General features: G+C 47.5%; 15 protein-coding genes. 4 read left to right on the top strand and 11 right to left on the bottom strand.

Annotated elements, in window-relative coordinates; translation table 11 throughout:
* Positions 1-67: 67 nt before the first annotated feature.
* The 7 genes from KNO66_RS10700 to KNO66_RS10670 form a co-directional block, all read right to left on the bottom strand.
* A complete protein-coding gene (locus KNO66_RS10700; RefSeq protein ID WP_214742468.1) occupies positions 68-610 on the bottom strand; it encodes an NUDIX hydrolase in 543 nt (180 codons plus the stop codon).
* Positions 611-623: 13 nt separating this feature from the next.
* Complete coding sequence (locus KNO66_RS10695) at positions 624-1,118, bottom strand: LURP-one-related/scramblase family protein (protein WP_214742467.1); 495 nt, start codon at positions 1,116-1,118, stop codon at positions 624-626.
* A gap of 113 nt (positions 1,119-1,231) precedes the next feature.
* Entirely contained in the window at positions 1,232-2,602 is a 1,371-nt protein-coding gene (locus tag KNO66_RS10690) for an alkaline phosphatase (RefSeq protein WP_214742466.1), read from the bottom strand.
* 137 nt (positions 2,603-2,739) lie between these two features.
* Positions 2,740-3,390 (bottom strand): FusB/FusC family EF-G-binding protein, encoded by a 651-nt coding sequence (locus KNO66_RS10685; protein ID WP_214742465.1) that lies wholly within the window; start codon positions 3,388-3,390, stop codon positions 2,740-2,742.
* Positions 3,391-3,511: 121 nt separating this feature from the next.
* On the bottom strand, positions 3,512-3,778 hold the full coding sequence (locus tag KNO66_RS10680) for a CD3324 family protein (protein WP_147537676.1): 267 nt from the start codon (positions 3,776-3,778) through the stop codon (positions 3,512-3,514).
* A gap of 246 nt (positions 3,779-4,024) precedes the next feature.
* Entirely contained in the window at positions 4,025-6,799 is a 2,775-nt protein-coding gene (locus tag KNO66_RS10675; protein WP_214742464.1) for a glycoside hydrolase family 3 protein, read from the bottom strand.
* The gene (locus KNO66_RS10670; RefSeq protein ID WP_251128128.1) at positions 6,796-7,848 is read right to left on the bottom strand and encodes an alpha/beta hydrolase; all 1,053 of its coding nucleotides are present in this window, start codon (positions 7,846-7,848) and stop codon (positions 6,796-6,798) included. The genes KNO66_RS10675 and KNO66_RS10670 overlap by 4 nt, the downstream gene beginning before the upstream one ends.
* 115 nt (positions 7,849-7,963) lie before the next feature.
* Here KNO66_RS10670 and KNO66_RS10665 point away from each other — a divergent pair, with 115 nt between their 5' ends.
* Complete coding sequence (locus KNO66_RS10665) at positions 7,964-8,737, top strand: aminoglycoside 6-adenylyltransferase (RefSeq protein WP_214742462.1); 774 nt, start codon at positions 7,964-7,966, stop codon at positions 8,735-8,737.
* A 117-nt stretch (positions 8,738-8,854) separates the two neighbouring features.
* The gene (locus KNO66_RS10660; RefSeq protein ID WP_074035205.1) at positions 8,855-10,300 is read left to right on the top strand and encodes a DEAD/DEAH box helicase; all 1,446 of its coding nucleotides are present in this window, start codon (positions 8,855-8,857) and stop codon (positions 10,298-10,300) included.
* 474 nt (positions 10,301-10,774) lie between these two features.
* Here the strand turns inward: KNO66_RS10660 and KNO66_RS10655 are convergent, their stop codons facing one another.
* Positions 10,775-10,975: a hypothetical protein gene (locus KNO66_RS10655; RefSeq protein WP_214742461.1), complete on the bottom strand. Its 201-nt coding sequence runs from the start codon at positions 10,973-10,975 to the stop codon at positions 10,775-10,777.
* Positions 10,976-11,134: 159 nt separating this feature from the next.
* Positions 11,135-12,328 carry a DUF4317 domain-containing protein gene (locus tag KNO66_RS10650; protein ID WP_214742696.1) on the bottom strand — a complete coding sequence of 398 codons (1,194 nt, stop codon included), beginning with the start codon at positions 12,326-12,328 and terminating at the stop codon, positions 11,135-11,137.
* Between the two features lie 280 nt (positions 12,329-12,608).
* Between KNO66_RS10650 and KNO66_RS10645 the strand changes: the two genes are divergently transcribed.
* Both KNO66_RS10645 and KNO66_RS10640 read left to right on the top strand, forming a co-directional pair.
* The gene (locus tag KNO66_RS10645) at positions 12,609-13,241 is read left to right on the top strand and encodes an HNH endonuclease family protein (protein WP_214742460.1); all 633 of its coding nucleotides are present in this window, start codon (positions 12,609-12,611) and stop codon (positions 13,239-13,241) included.
* 20 nt (positions 13,242-13,261) lie between these two features.
* Positions 13,262-13,504, top strand: a complete 243-nt coding sequence (locus tag KNO66_RS10640; protein WP_214742459.1) for a hypothetical protein — start codon at positions 13,262-13,264, stop codon at positions 13,502-13,504.
* Positions 13,505-13,568: 64 nt separating this feature from the next.
* On the opposite strand, the gene KNO66_RS10635 is transcribed toward KNO66_RS10640, so the two are convergent.
* Together KNO66_RS10635 and KNO66_RS10630 are read right to left on the bottom strand one after the other, a co-directional pair.
* Positions 13,569-14,240 carry a DUF3600 domain-containing protein gene (locus KNO66_RS10635; RefSeq protein WP_214742458.1) on the bottom strand — a complete coding sequence of 224 codons (672 nt, stop codon included), beginning with the start codon at positions 14,238-14,240 and terminating at the stop codon, positions 13,569-13,571.
* Positions 14,230-14,751 carry a sigma-70 family RNA polymerase sigma factor gene (locus tag KNO66_RS10630; protein ID WP_214742457.1) on the bottom strand — a complete coding sequence of 174 codons (522 nt, stop codon included), beginning with the start codon at positions 14,749-14,751 and terminating at the stop codon, positions 14,230-14,232. The genes KNO66_RS10635 and KNO66_RS10630 overlap by 11 nt, the downstream gene beginning before the upstream one ends.
* Between the last annotated feature and the right edge of the window lie 39 nt (positions 14,752-14,790).

Raw genomic sequence — 14,790 nt, 5'->3', positions numbered from 1 at the left:
ACCACTTTTATGAAGTGCAATCAAAATGACATAAAAAAAGCACCGACTCATGTCGATGCCTACACATTTAAGAATCTACTTTCACTGCAGCTTTATGATTGATTCCTCCCCATTGCCCTCGCATCGCAAACAGCAACGGAATCATTGGTTCATGGTATGGAATAAATTCATGTTGTTGAATCATTTGAAGAATTGTCGCTTCATCCGCCCATTTCACAGCCTGTACTTCAGATTCTTGAAGCGTCAACTCATTCAAGTCTACTTCCGCTTCGACTAAATAAATGTCGTCAAATCCTTCATCAAAATTGACCGTCAGATGTGGACGTGTCTGAGATAGATCAAGCTTGAGCCCAATCTCTTCTTCGAGCTCCCGCATCGCGGCTTGTTGGCTCGTATCTCCTACAGTCGCACTTCCCCCGACTGTGATGTCCCACATATTGGCCCAACCATCCTTAAATGGTTGACGCTGTTGAATCAACATCTCACCTTTTTTGTTAAAGATACATACGTGAATGACAAGGTGATACTCACCTTCTGGCAATCGACTTCCCCGTTGCCACGTGCGACCCGTCTTTTCTCGGTCGACCGTATAGACATCCCAAAATTCCATTCGATACTCCCCTTTATGTTGCGGCGCTAGATGCCGCTGCTTGATCTGCTTTCGCGCAATCGATGGCTACGACGATGGAAATGAGCAAGTGTTCTATCTCCGGTTCTTCGACACGAATCTCGTAACTATCGCCCCATGAGAACCATTTCTTTTGTACACTTCCGATCGACTGTCCGTTCTTCGTCACATCAAAATCCATGTCCCACCAATCTCCTTGGACATCGATCCCGGCTGCATCGATTGAATATTTCGGTTTAAAAAACGAGAACTCTTTCGAGATGGTCATCATGTCTATGCCATCCACTTCTACGAAAAACTTCGGTAAAAAACTAAACGTCTTTTTCGTAATCGTTGTGACCGTCTGACCGTTCGTGTCTTTGATTTCAAATGATTTTGGAAACTTCATAAAGCTACCTTCGACGAAATAGCGGTCATGTCCGTCAGCATCCTTGATGGTAAAGCGCCCGCGTAAGCTGAACACTTTTTGTTTCATGTAGAGCGTATGCATGATGATCCCTCCGATTCATATCATACTCTTCTATACGACTATTCCCCGGGAACGTTTCATCGGAACAATAAAATACCGTGCACTTCAAGCAAGTGCACGGTTCCATTTCCTGATTATTTAATCTTCCCGTTGTTCTTCAACAAGTTGAAGATTCGTTTTGCTTGATCGGTGTTATCACTCATGCCGACGAACTTCTCTTGTTGTGGCCCGAACGCATATACCGGCACGTCGTCACCCGTGTGACCACCCGTCGTCCAACCTGTTCCTGAACGCTGATCGAAGATTTTCTCGATGGCGTTGTCGATTTCCGTCACATCATTCGTCTCAGCCGCTTTCTTCACAGAAGCAATCTCTTCAGACGTCAATTCCAAATCAATGTTCTCACGCAAGACCGCTTCCACGTCCGCTCCACCTTCGATTTCTTTCGCCATGAAGTCCGGTGTACGTTTCGCTGCTTGAATCGGTGTCGGATCCCAGTTGTAATTTCCGTCCGCTCCGATTGAAATACCACCTGTCGAGTGGTCCGCTGTCACGACGACCAACGTCTCACCGTTCTCTTTAGCGAAGTCACGAACGACCTCAAATGCCTTCTCAAAGTCTTTCATCTCGCTCATTGCGCCGACGACATCGTTATCATGTCCGGCCCAGTCGATCTGACTTCCTTCTACCATAAGGAAGAAGCCATCATCATTTCCTTTTAGACGATCAAGCGCTGATGTCGTCATGTCCGCAAGACTCGGTTGTTCGTCTGGACGGTCAATCATTTTATCCATGCCGACTTCTGCAAAAAGACCAAGTACTTGCTCGTTGTTGTCTTGTTTCATTTCCTCAGCAGAAGTGACATAACTATAGCCGTCTTCTTGGAACTGTTTCGCAATATTTCGGTCCGAACGTTCGAAGAACTTCGTTCCGCCTCCGAGCATGACGTCGACTTTATGATCACCATTAATCAAATCATCGTAGTAATCGTTGGCAATCGCATTCTCACTCTTACGTTGCTCCTCGTGCGCTCCGTAAGAAGCCGGCGTCGCATGCGTGATTTCTGACGTGGCGACAAGCCCTGTCGACATGCCGTTCTCTTTCGCTTGTTCAAGTACCGTTTTCACGTCTGTTTTGTCGTTATCAACGGCAATCGCATTATTATATGTCTTCACACCCGAGCTCATCGCTGTCGCTGCTGCGGCCGAGTCTGTTACGTTTTCTTCCTCGTCCTCAGGATATGTCGATTGCATGCCCACCAAATGTGAATCGAACGCAGTCGGCTCCATTTCTACCGTTTCTTCATTGTCGTTCATGTAACGAAGCGCTGTCGTATAAGGTACGCCCATCCCATCCCCGATCATAAAGATGACGTTTTTCGCCTTATGATTCTTTGAATCCTTTGCTGCTTCTGCTTCGTTTTGTTGTTGAACACCGACGATTCCCCCGAGCGCAAGCGTCGACACGACTGCGAGTGGAACGAACTTTTTCATTGTCTTTTTCATCTGTAAACCCTCCCGAATATGTGCTACTTCTGTAGCCTAACGAACTTTTGTAAAGATACATTTTCAGAATGAATACAGCCCTGTATGGTTTTTGTAAATGCCGCCATTTCAACAACATAAAAAGCCTGACTCTCTCGTCAGGCCCGTAACGCTGTATGAACAAAAGTATGCAATGCCTCTTGGCTCGTGATGTGTTCGTTGCACGTCTTACTGTCGACACATATATATGTGCCGATGGCTTTGTAATAGTCCGGATTTTTCGCTTGTTTCGCTTTGGTGATCGTAACGCAGTACGTCACATCCGTGAACTGATTACAAAAGGCACATATGTTTTTCTTCGTATTCGTGCTCGGTTTACATGCGATACCAATCAATTGACCTTCGTATTGGCAAATCATCAACTTTTGATTGGAACGTCCATCGTTCCAACCTAGATACGTGAGTCGTCCAAAATCAACATCGGATAACTCCGGTAAGCGAAGCTTCTTCTGTTTCGGGAACAATTCCTTCAGCTGCTCGGCAGAAATAACGGGAAACGGTTGAACCCATTCTCGTAATTGTTGCATGTATTCGTCGAACGCTTCGTTCGTCTGTAGCGCCGCGAACTGTAACAGCTTCAGTTGTTCAGTCGTCGCTTCAGGGAATGCATACATCACTTTCGATTGTGCCAAGTCGATGACTGCTCGCAAGACAGAAGGCGGCAGGCTTTGCGTTCGACTCTCTTTGACGAGCATGACTTGTTCTTTAATGAGATTATACTGTTCGTTTTGAATAAATGGATCTGACATCTTGTCGCCCCCTTCCTCTATCCTCAGTTTACAGGAAACGACGATTCCTTACTGTGTACACTTTGATTAAGAAACATAGTCGACCTAAAAAGGTACGACTAGCGAACTAGTCGTACCTCCTTCATGTCGAGCGGTATACAATCTTTCGAATCGTATGCGTCGCCAAATGATAGGACTTGGCCAGATTTTCGATTCGCTCTCCATTCCGAAACGCTGCGCGTATAGCTTCGTTTCGTTCCTCAAGTAATTGTTTTCCACCGTTGACCGTCCCCCATTTCCGTTTCGTGTCAGTCGGGGTAGGCACATATAACGTTTCACCTTGTACGTATTGTTGCACCTCTTGCAACAATCGTTCTGGCAGGATTTGTTGCGCATTGACGTACTTCATCATACCTCGCTCCTTATTGAATGAATCCAATCCGATAAGGGAGCAAAGCCAAGTGGTTTACGTTAAAATCAAGCGATCAAGGTATTCGTTTCGCCCCATGCAAGTGATCGCCTTTCGTCCAAATGGCTTTGCATGAGTGCGTGAAGACCTAGAAAATCGAAGCCGATTTTCCACGGGTATGCGCCTCCTTTGCGATGTGTCGTTCTTTCGATTATACCGAATTCAATGAATCGACAAAAGGGCGACTCAGCCGTTCTTCATACTGAATTCATCCGCGAGCGTGAAGGATACATCCTTCACTTCTAATCCGCTCAGTGCGAAATAGAGTTGGAGATAATTATGCTGGTTCAAGAAGAAGACCTGTTTCGTCTGTGTCACCCATTCTCCGTCCGTCCCGTTAAACGTGAACGTCGCACCTGGGATATTGTTCGCAAACAATGTCACCGGCATCTGTGCCAACTCTCCCGCGTTCGAACGGGCCGTCAACGTGATGTCATACGTCCCCGTTTGGTCGACTGAGATGGCGAAGACGTGCGTGTTCCCTGTCGAGGTATCGATTCCTGACAAATCGACGTGTTCCCCGTTTTCGAGATGTTGATAGTCTAACTCAAATGCATCCTGTTGATTCGTCTCATCTTCAAAGCCGAGCACCTCGACCGAACCATCATGAATCCCGAGAAGACGCTCCATCGCCGGTGATTTCAAGATGAACGCACAAATATTGCGCGCGCTCCGCAACAACTCGCCTCGTGTCACCACGCCTTCTTCGAGCGATGCCATCGTATTATCCTCGAATGAGTTGAGGTCCGGGCGATCTACCACCATGTACAAGTCGTTTTGCGAGCGAACCATCGCTGCCGTGTTTTGACGATTGGCCGACTCATCCTCACGGAAGTTCACTTTTGCCCACCAGTCTGTCATGACGATGCCGTCAAAGCCCCACTCGTCCCGTAAGATACGCGTGTTTTGATCATATAGACCTGCCGTCCAGATGCCGTTGACTGCACCATATGTCGTCATGATGGACGATGCGCGCCCTTCTTTCACCGCCATCTCGAACCCTTTCAAATAAATCTCGCGTAACGCGCGTTCCGAGACGACCGAGTCGATATCGTGACGATGCGCCTCCTGGTTGTTGGCGCTGAAGTGCTTGAGTGTACCCGTCACACCAATGCGATGCATCCCGTTCAATTGAGCAACCGCCATCTTACCAGTCACATGCGGATCTTCTGAGAAGTACTCGAAGTTCCGTCCGTTCAACGGGTTGCGGTGAATGTTCATCCCGGGTCCAAGCAACGTGTCGACGCGATTTTTTCGCATCTCAAGTCCTGTCATCTCGAACAAGTCTTCGACGAGGGCGACATTGAACGTGGATGCCAACAGTGTTCCGTTCGGAAGTGCGAACGCCTTCGTCCCGATATCCATGCGAATACCGGATGGACCATCGGCACAACAGGCCGCTGGAATTCCGAATTCGTTCAATCGGTCGGATACGCCACCAAACGCAGCTGCCGTTCCCGGTGTGACGCGTGGTGAGTTCATCCCTTGTCCGCGGACGATTGTCGCCAAATCTTCATCCGTCAATTGATCCAAGAATGTGTCGAGCGAAGCCTTCCCATGATACACATCACTCAATTTGATGCCTTGGTCATCTGTGAACGGTCTCGTCTCAGGACGTTCTTCCAAATAACGCGTCTCGACGTCAACAGCGCGAAGCGGTGTGGACTCGTAACCCACTTCCAATCCTCGTTCGCCTTGAATCGGTTTCATCCGTTCGAACGGGAGGACGGGTGCCATATTTTCACTCAACGTCTCAAGGACTCGTTGCTCCTGCTGCTCAACTTCGAAAGCGAGTGTAGCCGAACGCACATCCGTTCCGACATATAAGCGATATGCCCCCGCCTCTAGAACGAAGCTTGATTCATGACCCGTCACGCCAGAATCGTCGTAGCTCGCAAAGTCAGTCATGTGGACGTTGAACGAAAGGATTTGGCGCTCACCCGGTTCAAGAAGTACCGTCTTCTCGAACGCCACCAGTGACCGGAGCGGATTTCCGAGTTTTCCTTGCGGTTTTTCGACGTAGAGTTGGACGACTTCTTTCCCGTCACAGTCATCCGTGTTCGTCACTTCCACCTCGACCGTCAGGACACCATCAGTTTCTGCGGTACGCTTTACCTCCGTTTTGAACGTCGTGTAAGATAGTCCGAATCCGAATGGATATAAGACATCCTCCTTGGCGAACGTTTCGAAGTAGCGATAACCGACATAGATGTCTTCTTGATAAATTCCTTTATCTGCATGACCAAAGTTCTTCGTCGACGGATAATCTTCAATCGAGTGAGCAATCGTATCCGTCAGTTTCCCGGAAGGACTCACATCTCCGACGAGCACGTCGATGAGTCCTTTTCCACCTTCCATCCCACCTTGCCATGCATAGAGGATGGCACTCGGCTCATTCGCCCACTTCATGTCGATGATGTTCCCAACGTTCAACACGACGACCGTCTTGTCGAAGCGTTTCGTCACGCGCTCGATCATCGCATGTTCGATATCCGTCAATAAGTAACTACCCGGATTGGCCGTGTTGTCACGGTCTTCTCCTGCCGTACGTCCAATCATGATGAGGGCGACATCTGATTCTTGTGCCGCCTGTTCGACGAGTTCGTCCGTTACGTCCATCTCCTGTTGCGACCACGGTTCACCGGCCCAGCCGACACCTTGGTCGAACGGATTCTCCTTCACCCATTCCTCATACGTCGCATAGAGCGATTCATTGATGTGAATGTCTGGACGCTCGTGTAGTGCTTCGAGCGGTGTCGTGATGTGCCCGACGTTCACCATCCCGCCTGAACCGGTACCGCTCTTGTAGTAATGGAACTGGCTACGACCAAATACGGCGAGCTTCGTCCCTGACTGTAATGGGAGGGTCTTCTGTTCGTTTTTGACTAACACGACGCCTTCCGCGACCGCTTGACGTGCCAATTCCTCATAACGAGTCCAATCCAATGTATACTGTTTCATTTCGTCAGCTCCTTAAGTCCTTTTGCGATTACATTCATACAATCGTCTGCCTGTGGATAGTCTCCCAACTTGTCCATGAAGGCATGGTCCATCCCCCGATATTGAATGAGGCGTGTCGGGACACCCGCTCGTGCCAGTTTCCGCGCATACGCCTCCCCTTCGAGTCGTAAGTAATCGTACTCGGCCGTCACAATCAAAGTCGGTGGTTGGCCTGAGACATCGTCTGCGAATAATGGTGAGACGAGCGGATGCGTGACATCCACCTCCCCTTGAAGATAGAGGTCATTTAATAGCGAATCCGTGTCGGCGAGAGCGAGCACGACATCTCGAATCAGGTCGTGATGGTGTGAGATATCGTACGCATCGAGCGTCCATTCAAAATCATCTGTCGGAATCGATCCCAGATTGACGACAGGATAGACGAGCGCTTGATAACAAATGCGACCCTCCCCTCGTTCTTGCTCCATCAGACAGCAAGCGGTCGCCAAGTTGCCTCCGGCACTGTCTCCGGCGACGCCGATTCGGTCTTTGAGGATGTTCAACTCATTCGAATGTGCGTGTACCCATTCAAAGGCGCGGTAACAGTCATTCAATCCGGCCGGGAACGGATGCTCCGGGGCAAGACGATAATCGACGGAGATGACGACCGCGTTCGCCTGTTCTGCGAGCAACTTACAAGGGTTCTCGACCGTATCGAGCGTTCCTCCGAAGAAGCCGCCACCATGGAAGAAGAGGATGGCTGGGATGGCTTCAGTATGACTCGGACGATACAGACGAACCGGAATGTCACCATCCTCACTAGGAATCGTGAGATACTCCGTTTTGATATCAGTCGTCGTCCGATCTTGATTCGGCCAACCCATGCTAGCGCGTTCATACTCGAGGTCAAATACTGTATCCGGTTCATCGTGTGAAGAATGATTTGCGGTCAACGTCGCAAAGACGCGTGGATCAAGGTCGCCGGTACGAGCTGAATCCGGGATTGGTTTGATGACGGTTTCGAGGTAGTTCGAAACGACAACATGATTTGTAGACTTTAATGATTCCATCCATTGTGCGTAGAGACTCATTTGACTTCACTCCTTCGTAAAAATAATCAATCAAAAAAGGAATTTGCTTGACCTGGTAGAATACGGTACTAATCTTTAAAAAAGGAGAATTTATATGTATAGCGCAGAAACTCGGGATGCACATTTGACTCAATTTATTCAAGAGTTACAAAACAACGTTAATGTAGAGGGCGTGGTTCAGCTAGGTTCTGGTGTGAATGGATACCAAGATATTTACTCGGATATCGATTTGATGGTTGCTAGTTCCTCACACGTTAGCTCAACTGATGTAAAAGAAGAACTGGCTACATATTTTTCAACACTTGATCACATCATCGTAAAAGAGAAAAAATTCTCGTCTGATATGTTTCTGCTCATCGTAATTCTTAAAAACGGGCTTGAGTTCAATGTTTCGATTGTCCCTTTGGAAAAGTTAACGGTTCGCTCTCCTTTATGGCGAGTCATATTAGACAAAGACGACAGAGTTTTAGCAAAAATGACAAAAGAGGATGAGCTTTTTCAAAATCAAGAAACGCCTTACCGATTCCATATAGACCCCTCATTTGAATTTTTCTATCTGAGCCACGCACTAGAAAAAGAACTAAAACGAAACAACTTCATTTATGCGCTCAATATGCTTGAAGAGTTAAGATCCCTGACACTCCTCGTGCAGACATTGAAAGAAGAAAAGAAAGCTCATCAATTTAAGGCATACCATACGTTGCAACCTTTATTTGTTCAGAGTTATCTAGACGCGTTCCCTCATACAATCGATACCACGAGCATCCGAGCATCACGCGAAAAAATTCAAATGCTGTTTCTTCAGTCTATGCAAGATCACCCACAATTTTTAAAAAATGAAACTCTACTCTGTTCATTCACCTTGTAAAAATGAATATTGACCTTCGAACGACTTATGACTCGCTTTCATGTATAATGAGGGGTATTGCAAATAGATATTGAAATTTTCTGAAGCAGAAGTTTTCACGAAAGAATGAGGTTACCCATGAACAAACAGCAATTTACTGATTATCGCCTGAGCGACGAGATTACCCGCGCGCTAGGCATTATGAAATACGAATCACCGACTGAGGTACAACAGCAGGTCATCCCACGTGCGCTCGAGCGCGAAGACTTAATCGTCAAAGCACAGACCGGAAGTGGAAAGACAGCTGCTTTCGGGATTCCGGTCATCGAGCTCATCGACTGGGCCGAAAATAAACCCCAAGTGCTCGTCTTGACACCGACACGCGAACTCGCCGTTCAAGTACGGGAAGACATGACGAACATCGGACGTTTCAAACGAATCAAAGCGACTGCCGTCTACGGGAAAGAACCGTTCTCGAAACAGCGTGAAGAGTTGAAACAAAAGACACATATCGTCGTCGGTACGCCAGGTCGCGTCATGGACCATATCGAGCGTGAGACCCTCTCACTCGACCGCGTCGAATACTTGATCATCGATGAAGCGGACGAGATGCTCAACCGCGGCTTCCTCGCTGACGTTGAGAAGATTCTTCAACAGTTGCCGAAAGACCGCGTCACGATGGTCTTCTCCGCAACATTCCCACAAGATATCGAACGTCTTTGCCAAAAGCATATGAATGCTCCGGCACGTGTCGCGATCGAATCGACAGGCATGACTGCTTCGACAATCGAGCACCGTCTCCTCCCGGTTCACCGGAACGAGAAACTGGCTGTGCTTCAAGACATCACAGTCGTCGAGAACCCGGACAGCTGTATGATTTTCTGCCGGACGAAAGAGAACGTCGACACGGTGTACGCCGAGCTCGACAAAGCCGGTTACTCGGCTGAACGCCTTCACGGCGGACTCGAACAAGAGGACCGTTTCGCCGTCATGAACGGATTCAAGATGGGTAACTTCCGCTACCTCGTGGCAACAGACGTCGCAGCACGTGGAATCGATGTCGACAACGTCGAACTCGTTATCAACTATGATGTTCCTGTCGAAAAGGAAAGTTACGTCCACCGTACAGGTCGTACCGGACGTGCCGGCAAACAAGGGACAGCGATCACGCTCATGACCCGTCAGGAAGAACGTCTCATTAACGCGATTGAATCATACGTTCAATTCGAGATTCCGATGATCGATGCGCCGACGGAAGCGGAAGTCGCGGCTAACCAAGATGCCTTTGAGCAGAAGTTGAGCGGACGACGTGTCGTTCGAAACAACAAGACGGCTCGTATTAACCAGGACATCATGAAGCTTCACTTCAGTGGCGGGAAGAAGAAAAAACTTCGCGCCGTCGACTTCGTCGGAACGATCGCCAAAATTCCTGGCGTATCCGCTGACGACATCGGAATCATCACGATCAACGATCAGATGACGTACGTCGATATTCTGAACGGAAAAGGTTCGATCGTTCTTCAAGCGATGGAGACAACGCCTGTCAAAGGGAAGAAACTCAAAGTCAGTAAAGCCCGTAAATAATGATTATTTCGCCTCAAAGATGATGTTCGTCTTTGAGGTTTTTTGTTATCTCACCAATAACGAAAGCGCTTTTGATGAACACTAAAAAAATATGGCTTTTAGAAAACGTTTTCACCTGTATCATACCTGTATCAAAGATTGAATTCAACCTTCCTCACTCACATGCTGGAACCGCATTGGTGACCGATCTACTTCGTTGCATCAGCTAGATGAACCTACTCGTTTTAAGAGCGAGTGCAGAACTCTGATATGTAAAAACCAATAAAAAAGGGGAGATTAATTTCTCCCTTCCTGTTCAGTACGTTGCGAACGACGAATCAAAAAAGTGGCCCATTTCGTGCCGTTTCTGGAGTTTTGACGATATCACGAATCCTCCAGGCCCTGCCTGGTCTATCACAGAAAGTGATAGCAGTTTACCCTTATGCTCTTTTCTATTGTTTTTCAATAGATGATTGAGTTTTTCTGAATTCTTAATCAATCATTCAATTTATGTTCTTTAGATTGAAAACCTTCTTTAGGAGATAAAAAGAATACGATAGACAATATAAAAAGCGCTACCGGAAATGTCACTAAAGAAATATCAAATTTAACAGAACTAATAGCATATTCTCCATATAAATAAATACCCATCCATAGAGAGGAACACAATAAAATCACAGCTGATAAATTTTTCATAATTATCCACCTTTAAGTTAATATCCGATTACCTTATGTTACCATATAGGTGTCGGAGCGCACACGAAATACTCTGAAAATTAACAAAGATAGAGCCCAATGTTTACACCTTGGACTCTTAGCTTGAACGTTCACTCATGAACACTACAACATACTCGATTAGTCTAGCGACTCCTCCGAGATGAGTTTGAACCCTTCAATCTCCGTCTCCTCTTCCACTTCAATCAGCAAGCACGGTTTCCCCTTATAGTTCACTTGCTTCACGTATTTCAAGTCTTGAGGACTGACCGAGATATTGGCGACCTTTGTATTGATCTTGATTGATTTTGACGTATACTTCGGAACGACACTCGTCGCTTTCATTTCATATTTCGTATCGTCGACGACTTGCTTGAACGCCTGCTCGACCTTCTCCGTCGTCACATCTTCCACACCGCTTGCCCGTAGGACGATCTCGACCGCACGAGAGTCGAGCATCGCTACCCGCTCTTCTTCCCGTTCGTTCTCTTCTTCCGCGACAATGATTTGATTGATCTCATCGTAAACGGTCGCGAGCGTCCGTGAATTGACTTCTTCGCCGATGACCGCTTTGACCACTTCTTCGAAGACTGCCTTCTCTTCCACTGCCGTGACGATCTCCGAACCGTTCAACACGTTCTCAATGAACGTCATATCCGGTTGATGCGCTCTATGTGCCGAATAGAGGACATGGTTCACATCGGCCGCGTTATCCGTGAAGCATGGGAACAAGAATCCGCCGATTGGCGCCTCGAGTTTGATAATTGGATTTACAATCAAGCTGGCTTTGAATTCACGCTCGACGAAGTCAAAGACGAGTGACTTTTTCGGAAGTTCTGTCGGGCTGATGCTGCCGAGGATGAACTTCGTTGTATACACTTCATCGTTCGCGTGAATCTCAGACTCTTCCGAGTATCGGTTCGTCGGCTTATTGTAATTCCCCCGGATGAACGTCACGACCATATCTTTCTCAAACGGTGTATCCTTTACCATCTTCAACGCGATGCGCTGCATATAGTCCGTCCAGACGTCGGTCTCTTCCGTACGAAGTCCTTCATAAAGCAACCCTTGCGTGTGGTCGACTTGACCTTCCTCAGGATATTGGAACTTCACTTCGAATAACTTTTCATCGAGTTTCCCACCGAGCACTTTTTTGAAGTTCGTCAAAAACAGTTCTTGCTGCTCTTCTTCTAAGAACGGGAATGGACGCAACTCTTCGTAATAAATCTCATTCGTTTCCTGCCGGATGTAAATCGTATATAAGTCAGCAATCTTTAGCTTTGTCGCATTCACTTTAAACTGTCGGCGAATCGCCGCAATCTCTTTCTTGTTCATTCCATCCACCTCTTCTTTTCTCTCCATCCATGTCACCCATTATACCAGTCCTGATCGGTTACTAGTTCCAAAGAAATAACACCATGTCCCTTGCTGATACTGGAGAAGGATTTGTGATAGTCTTTCTAATCATTTTGCAGATTTTCACACTTTTTCAAAATCGTCCTGTGTATGATCAAGTTGGATTTATTGCGTGATGTTTGTCTCACTAGTTGTTTGATGAAAGGTTGCCCACTTGCTCGACAAGTGTTCATTCCAAATACATAGTAGGAGGCTTTTTATGTTGAAGAAACTCATGTCTGTCGCACTTGTCACATTGCTCGTATGGATCTCCGCGTCGTTTGACGCGACACCGGTCTCTGCATTCCCACCGAACATCCCATCGAAAGCGGACGCGCTCACGAAACTGAACGCACTCACCGTCAAAAATGAAGGATCGATGACGGGCTATAGCCGCGACCTCTTCCCACACTGGTCAAGTCAAGGAAATGGTTGTAACACACGTCACATCGTCTTGAAACGAGACGCTGACTCGGTCGTCGATCAATGTCCGGTAACGACCGGCTCATGGTACAGTTACTATGACGGATTGACGTTCACATCAGCATCTGACATCGATATCGATCACGTCGTCCCGCTCGCCGAAGCATGGCGCTCTGGTGCAAGCAGCTGGACGACAACAAAACGTCAAAGCTTTGCAAACGACTTGAACGGTCCTCAGTTGATCGCGGTTTCTGCTTCATCGAACCGCTCAAAAGGAGACCAAGATCCATCGACATGGCAACCTCCTCGCACGGGTGCGCGTTGTGCGTATGCGAAGATGTGGGTCGAGACGAAGAGTCGCTGGGGCTTGAGCCTTCAATCCGCAGAGAAGTCAGCACTCACGACAGCCATCAATGCTTGCAGTTACTGAGTGAGAAAAGGAGTCTTCGAATGAACGAAATCACTTCAATCTTTAAGGCAACCCACGGTGTCATGACGGAGGAAGTCGGTGTCATCAGTGGTGAGTTGGAACTGACGACGGCGTGTCAGGAAGATGGTTCCTTGACACTCCACATCACGTACGTCGGGGCAAAAGATGTATACACGCTCCCGGGGAGTCCCTATCAGCTGCATGACCCGAATGATCATGACGTTATCCATCAGATGCTCGTGAATGTTCTCGAACGGACGTAAAAAGAAGGAGTCTATCACTCGATTTGAGTGACCGACTCCTTCTTTTACTTTTTATGCAGAATATTTAGTTTTGTTGCTGCTTCCGATCGACCTCTCGAATAATCGCAAGCGCCTCTTCGTAAGACTGTCGCAATTCATCTGGCATATCTTCGACGTACTCACCAGCACGTACTCGAATCGACTCTTCTTGCATGAGTGCTTCGATGTACGCGTCATATTCGTCAGCCGTCAACACATCACGTGCAGCAGGCTGATCGTTCAATTGATCGAAGTATGGTTGAAGATCAAAGAGTGCTTGCTTCACTTCCAATCGTTCCGCCTTCGGAATCGCTTCATAATCGACATTTCCGTTCGCATTTCCATAGGCGATTCGCGTATCCGTGAAGACACTTAGACCTTGCTTGAACTCCTCATACTCTGCCTCACCGAGTACCCCTTTCGCTTGATTCAATTTGGCGTCCAATAACAAATATTTCTCTAAAGTGGCGCTGACGATATGTACTTTCATCTCGTCAAATGAACCGTATAACTCATCTGCCAAGAGGGATTGATAGGCGAAGGCACCTGTCGGAATAAGGAGTGCTGCCGCAATTCCGACCGTCATCAACCGTCGACGGATAAATCCTGGTTCCCGGCGCATCTCTTGTTTCGCTCGCTTCACACCTTGTCGGCTGCGTTCACGCAGTTCACTTGGAATTTCGATGTCCGCCAACATCCGTTTCATCTCACGATCCATAGCAATCGGCCTCCTTCCATTCTCGTCTCAATTTATCGACAGCTCGATATAAGGTTGTCTTCACCGTCCCAATCGGCCATTCCAATAAATCTGAGATTTGTTGAAACGTGTAGTCCTGATAATATTTCAACACGACCACGCTTCGTTCATCCTCATGAAGGGAATCCATCATGTCGGCGAGTGTCATCGTTATCGCGTAATCTGTTTCCGTACTTCCGATTGACTCTTCAAACTCCGGCTTTAAATGAATCACATTTTGCCTCTTCTTCATGACATCGAGCGCACAGTTGATGGCAATTTTCATCAGCCACGTCTTCAAAAATTGCGGTTCCCGTAACGTTCCGATTTTTTTAAAGGCTTGATAGGCGACTTCTTGCACGACGTCGAGCGCATCATCCGGATTTTTGACGTATACATAGGCCATCCGATATAGGTCGGTCTCGTAATGCTGAAAGATCTTTAAGAAAGCTTGATCATTACCTCGTTGCGCTTTCTGAATGAGACGTTTCATCGAACGTCCCCCCTTTTCGTTTTTTCCCTTACACTTATT

It is taken from the genome of Exiguobacterium sp. s48 (assembly GCF_018617395.1).
GTDB lineage: Bacteria > Bacillota > Bacilli > Exiguobacteriales > Exiguobacteriaceae > Exiguobacterium.
The sequence above is the reverse complement of the archived record's forward strand: the minus strand, read 5'-3'. Positions and strand labels throughout refer to the sequence as shown.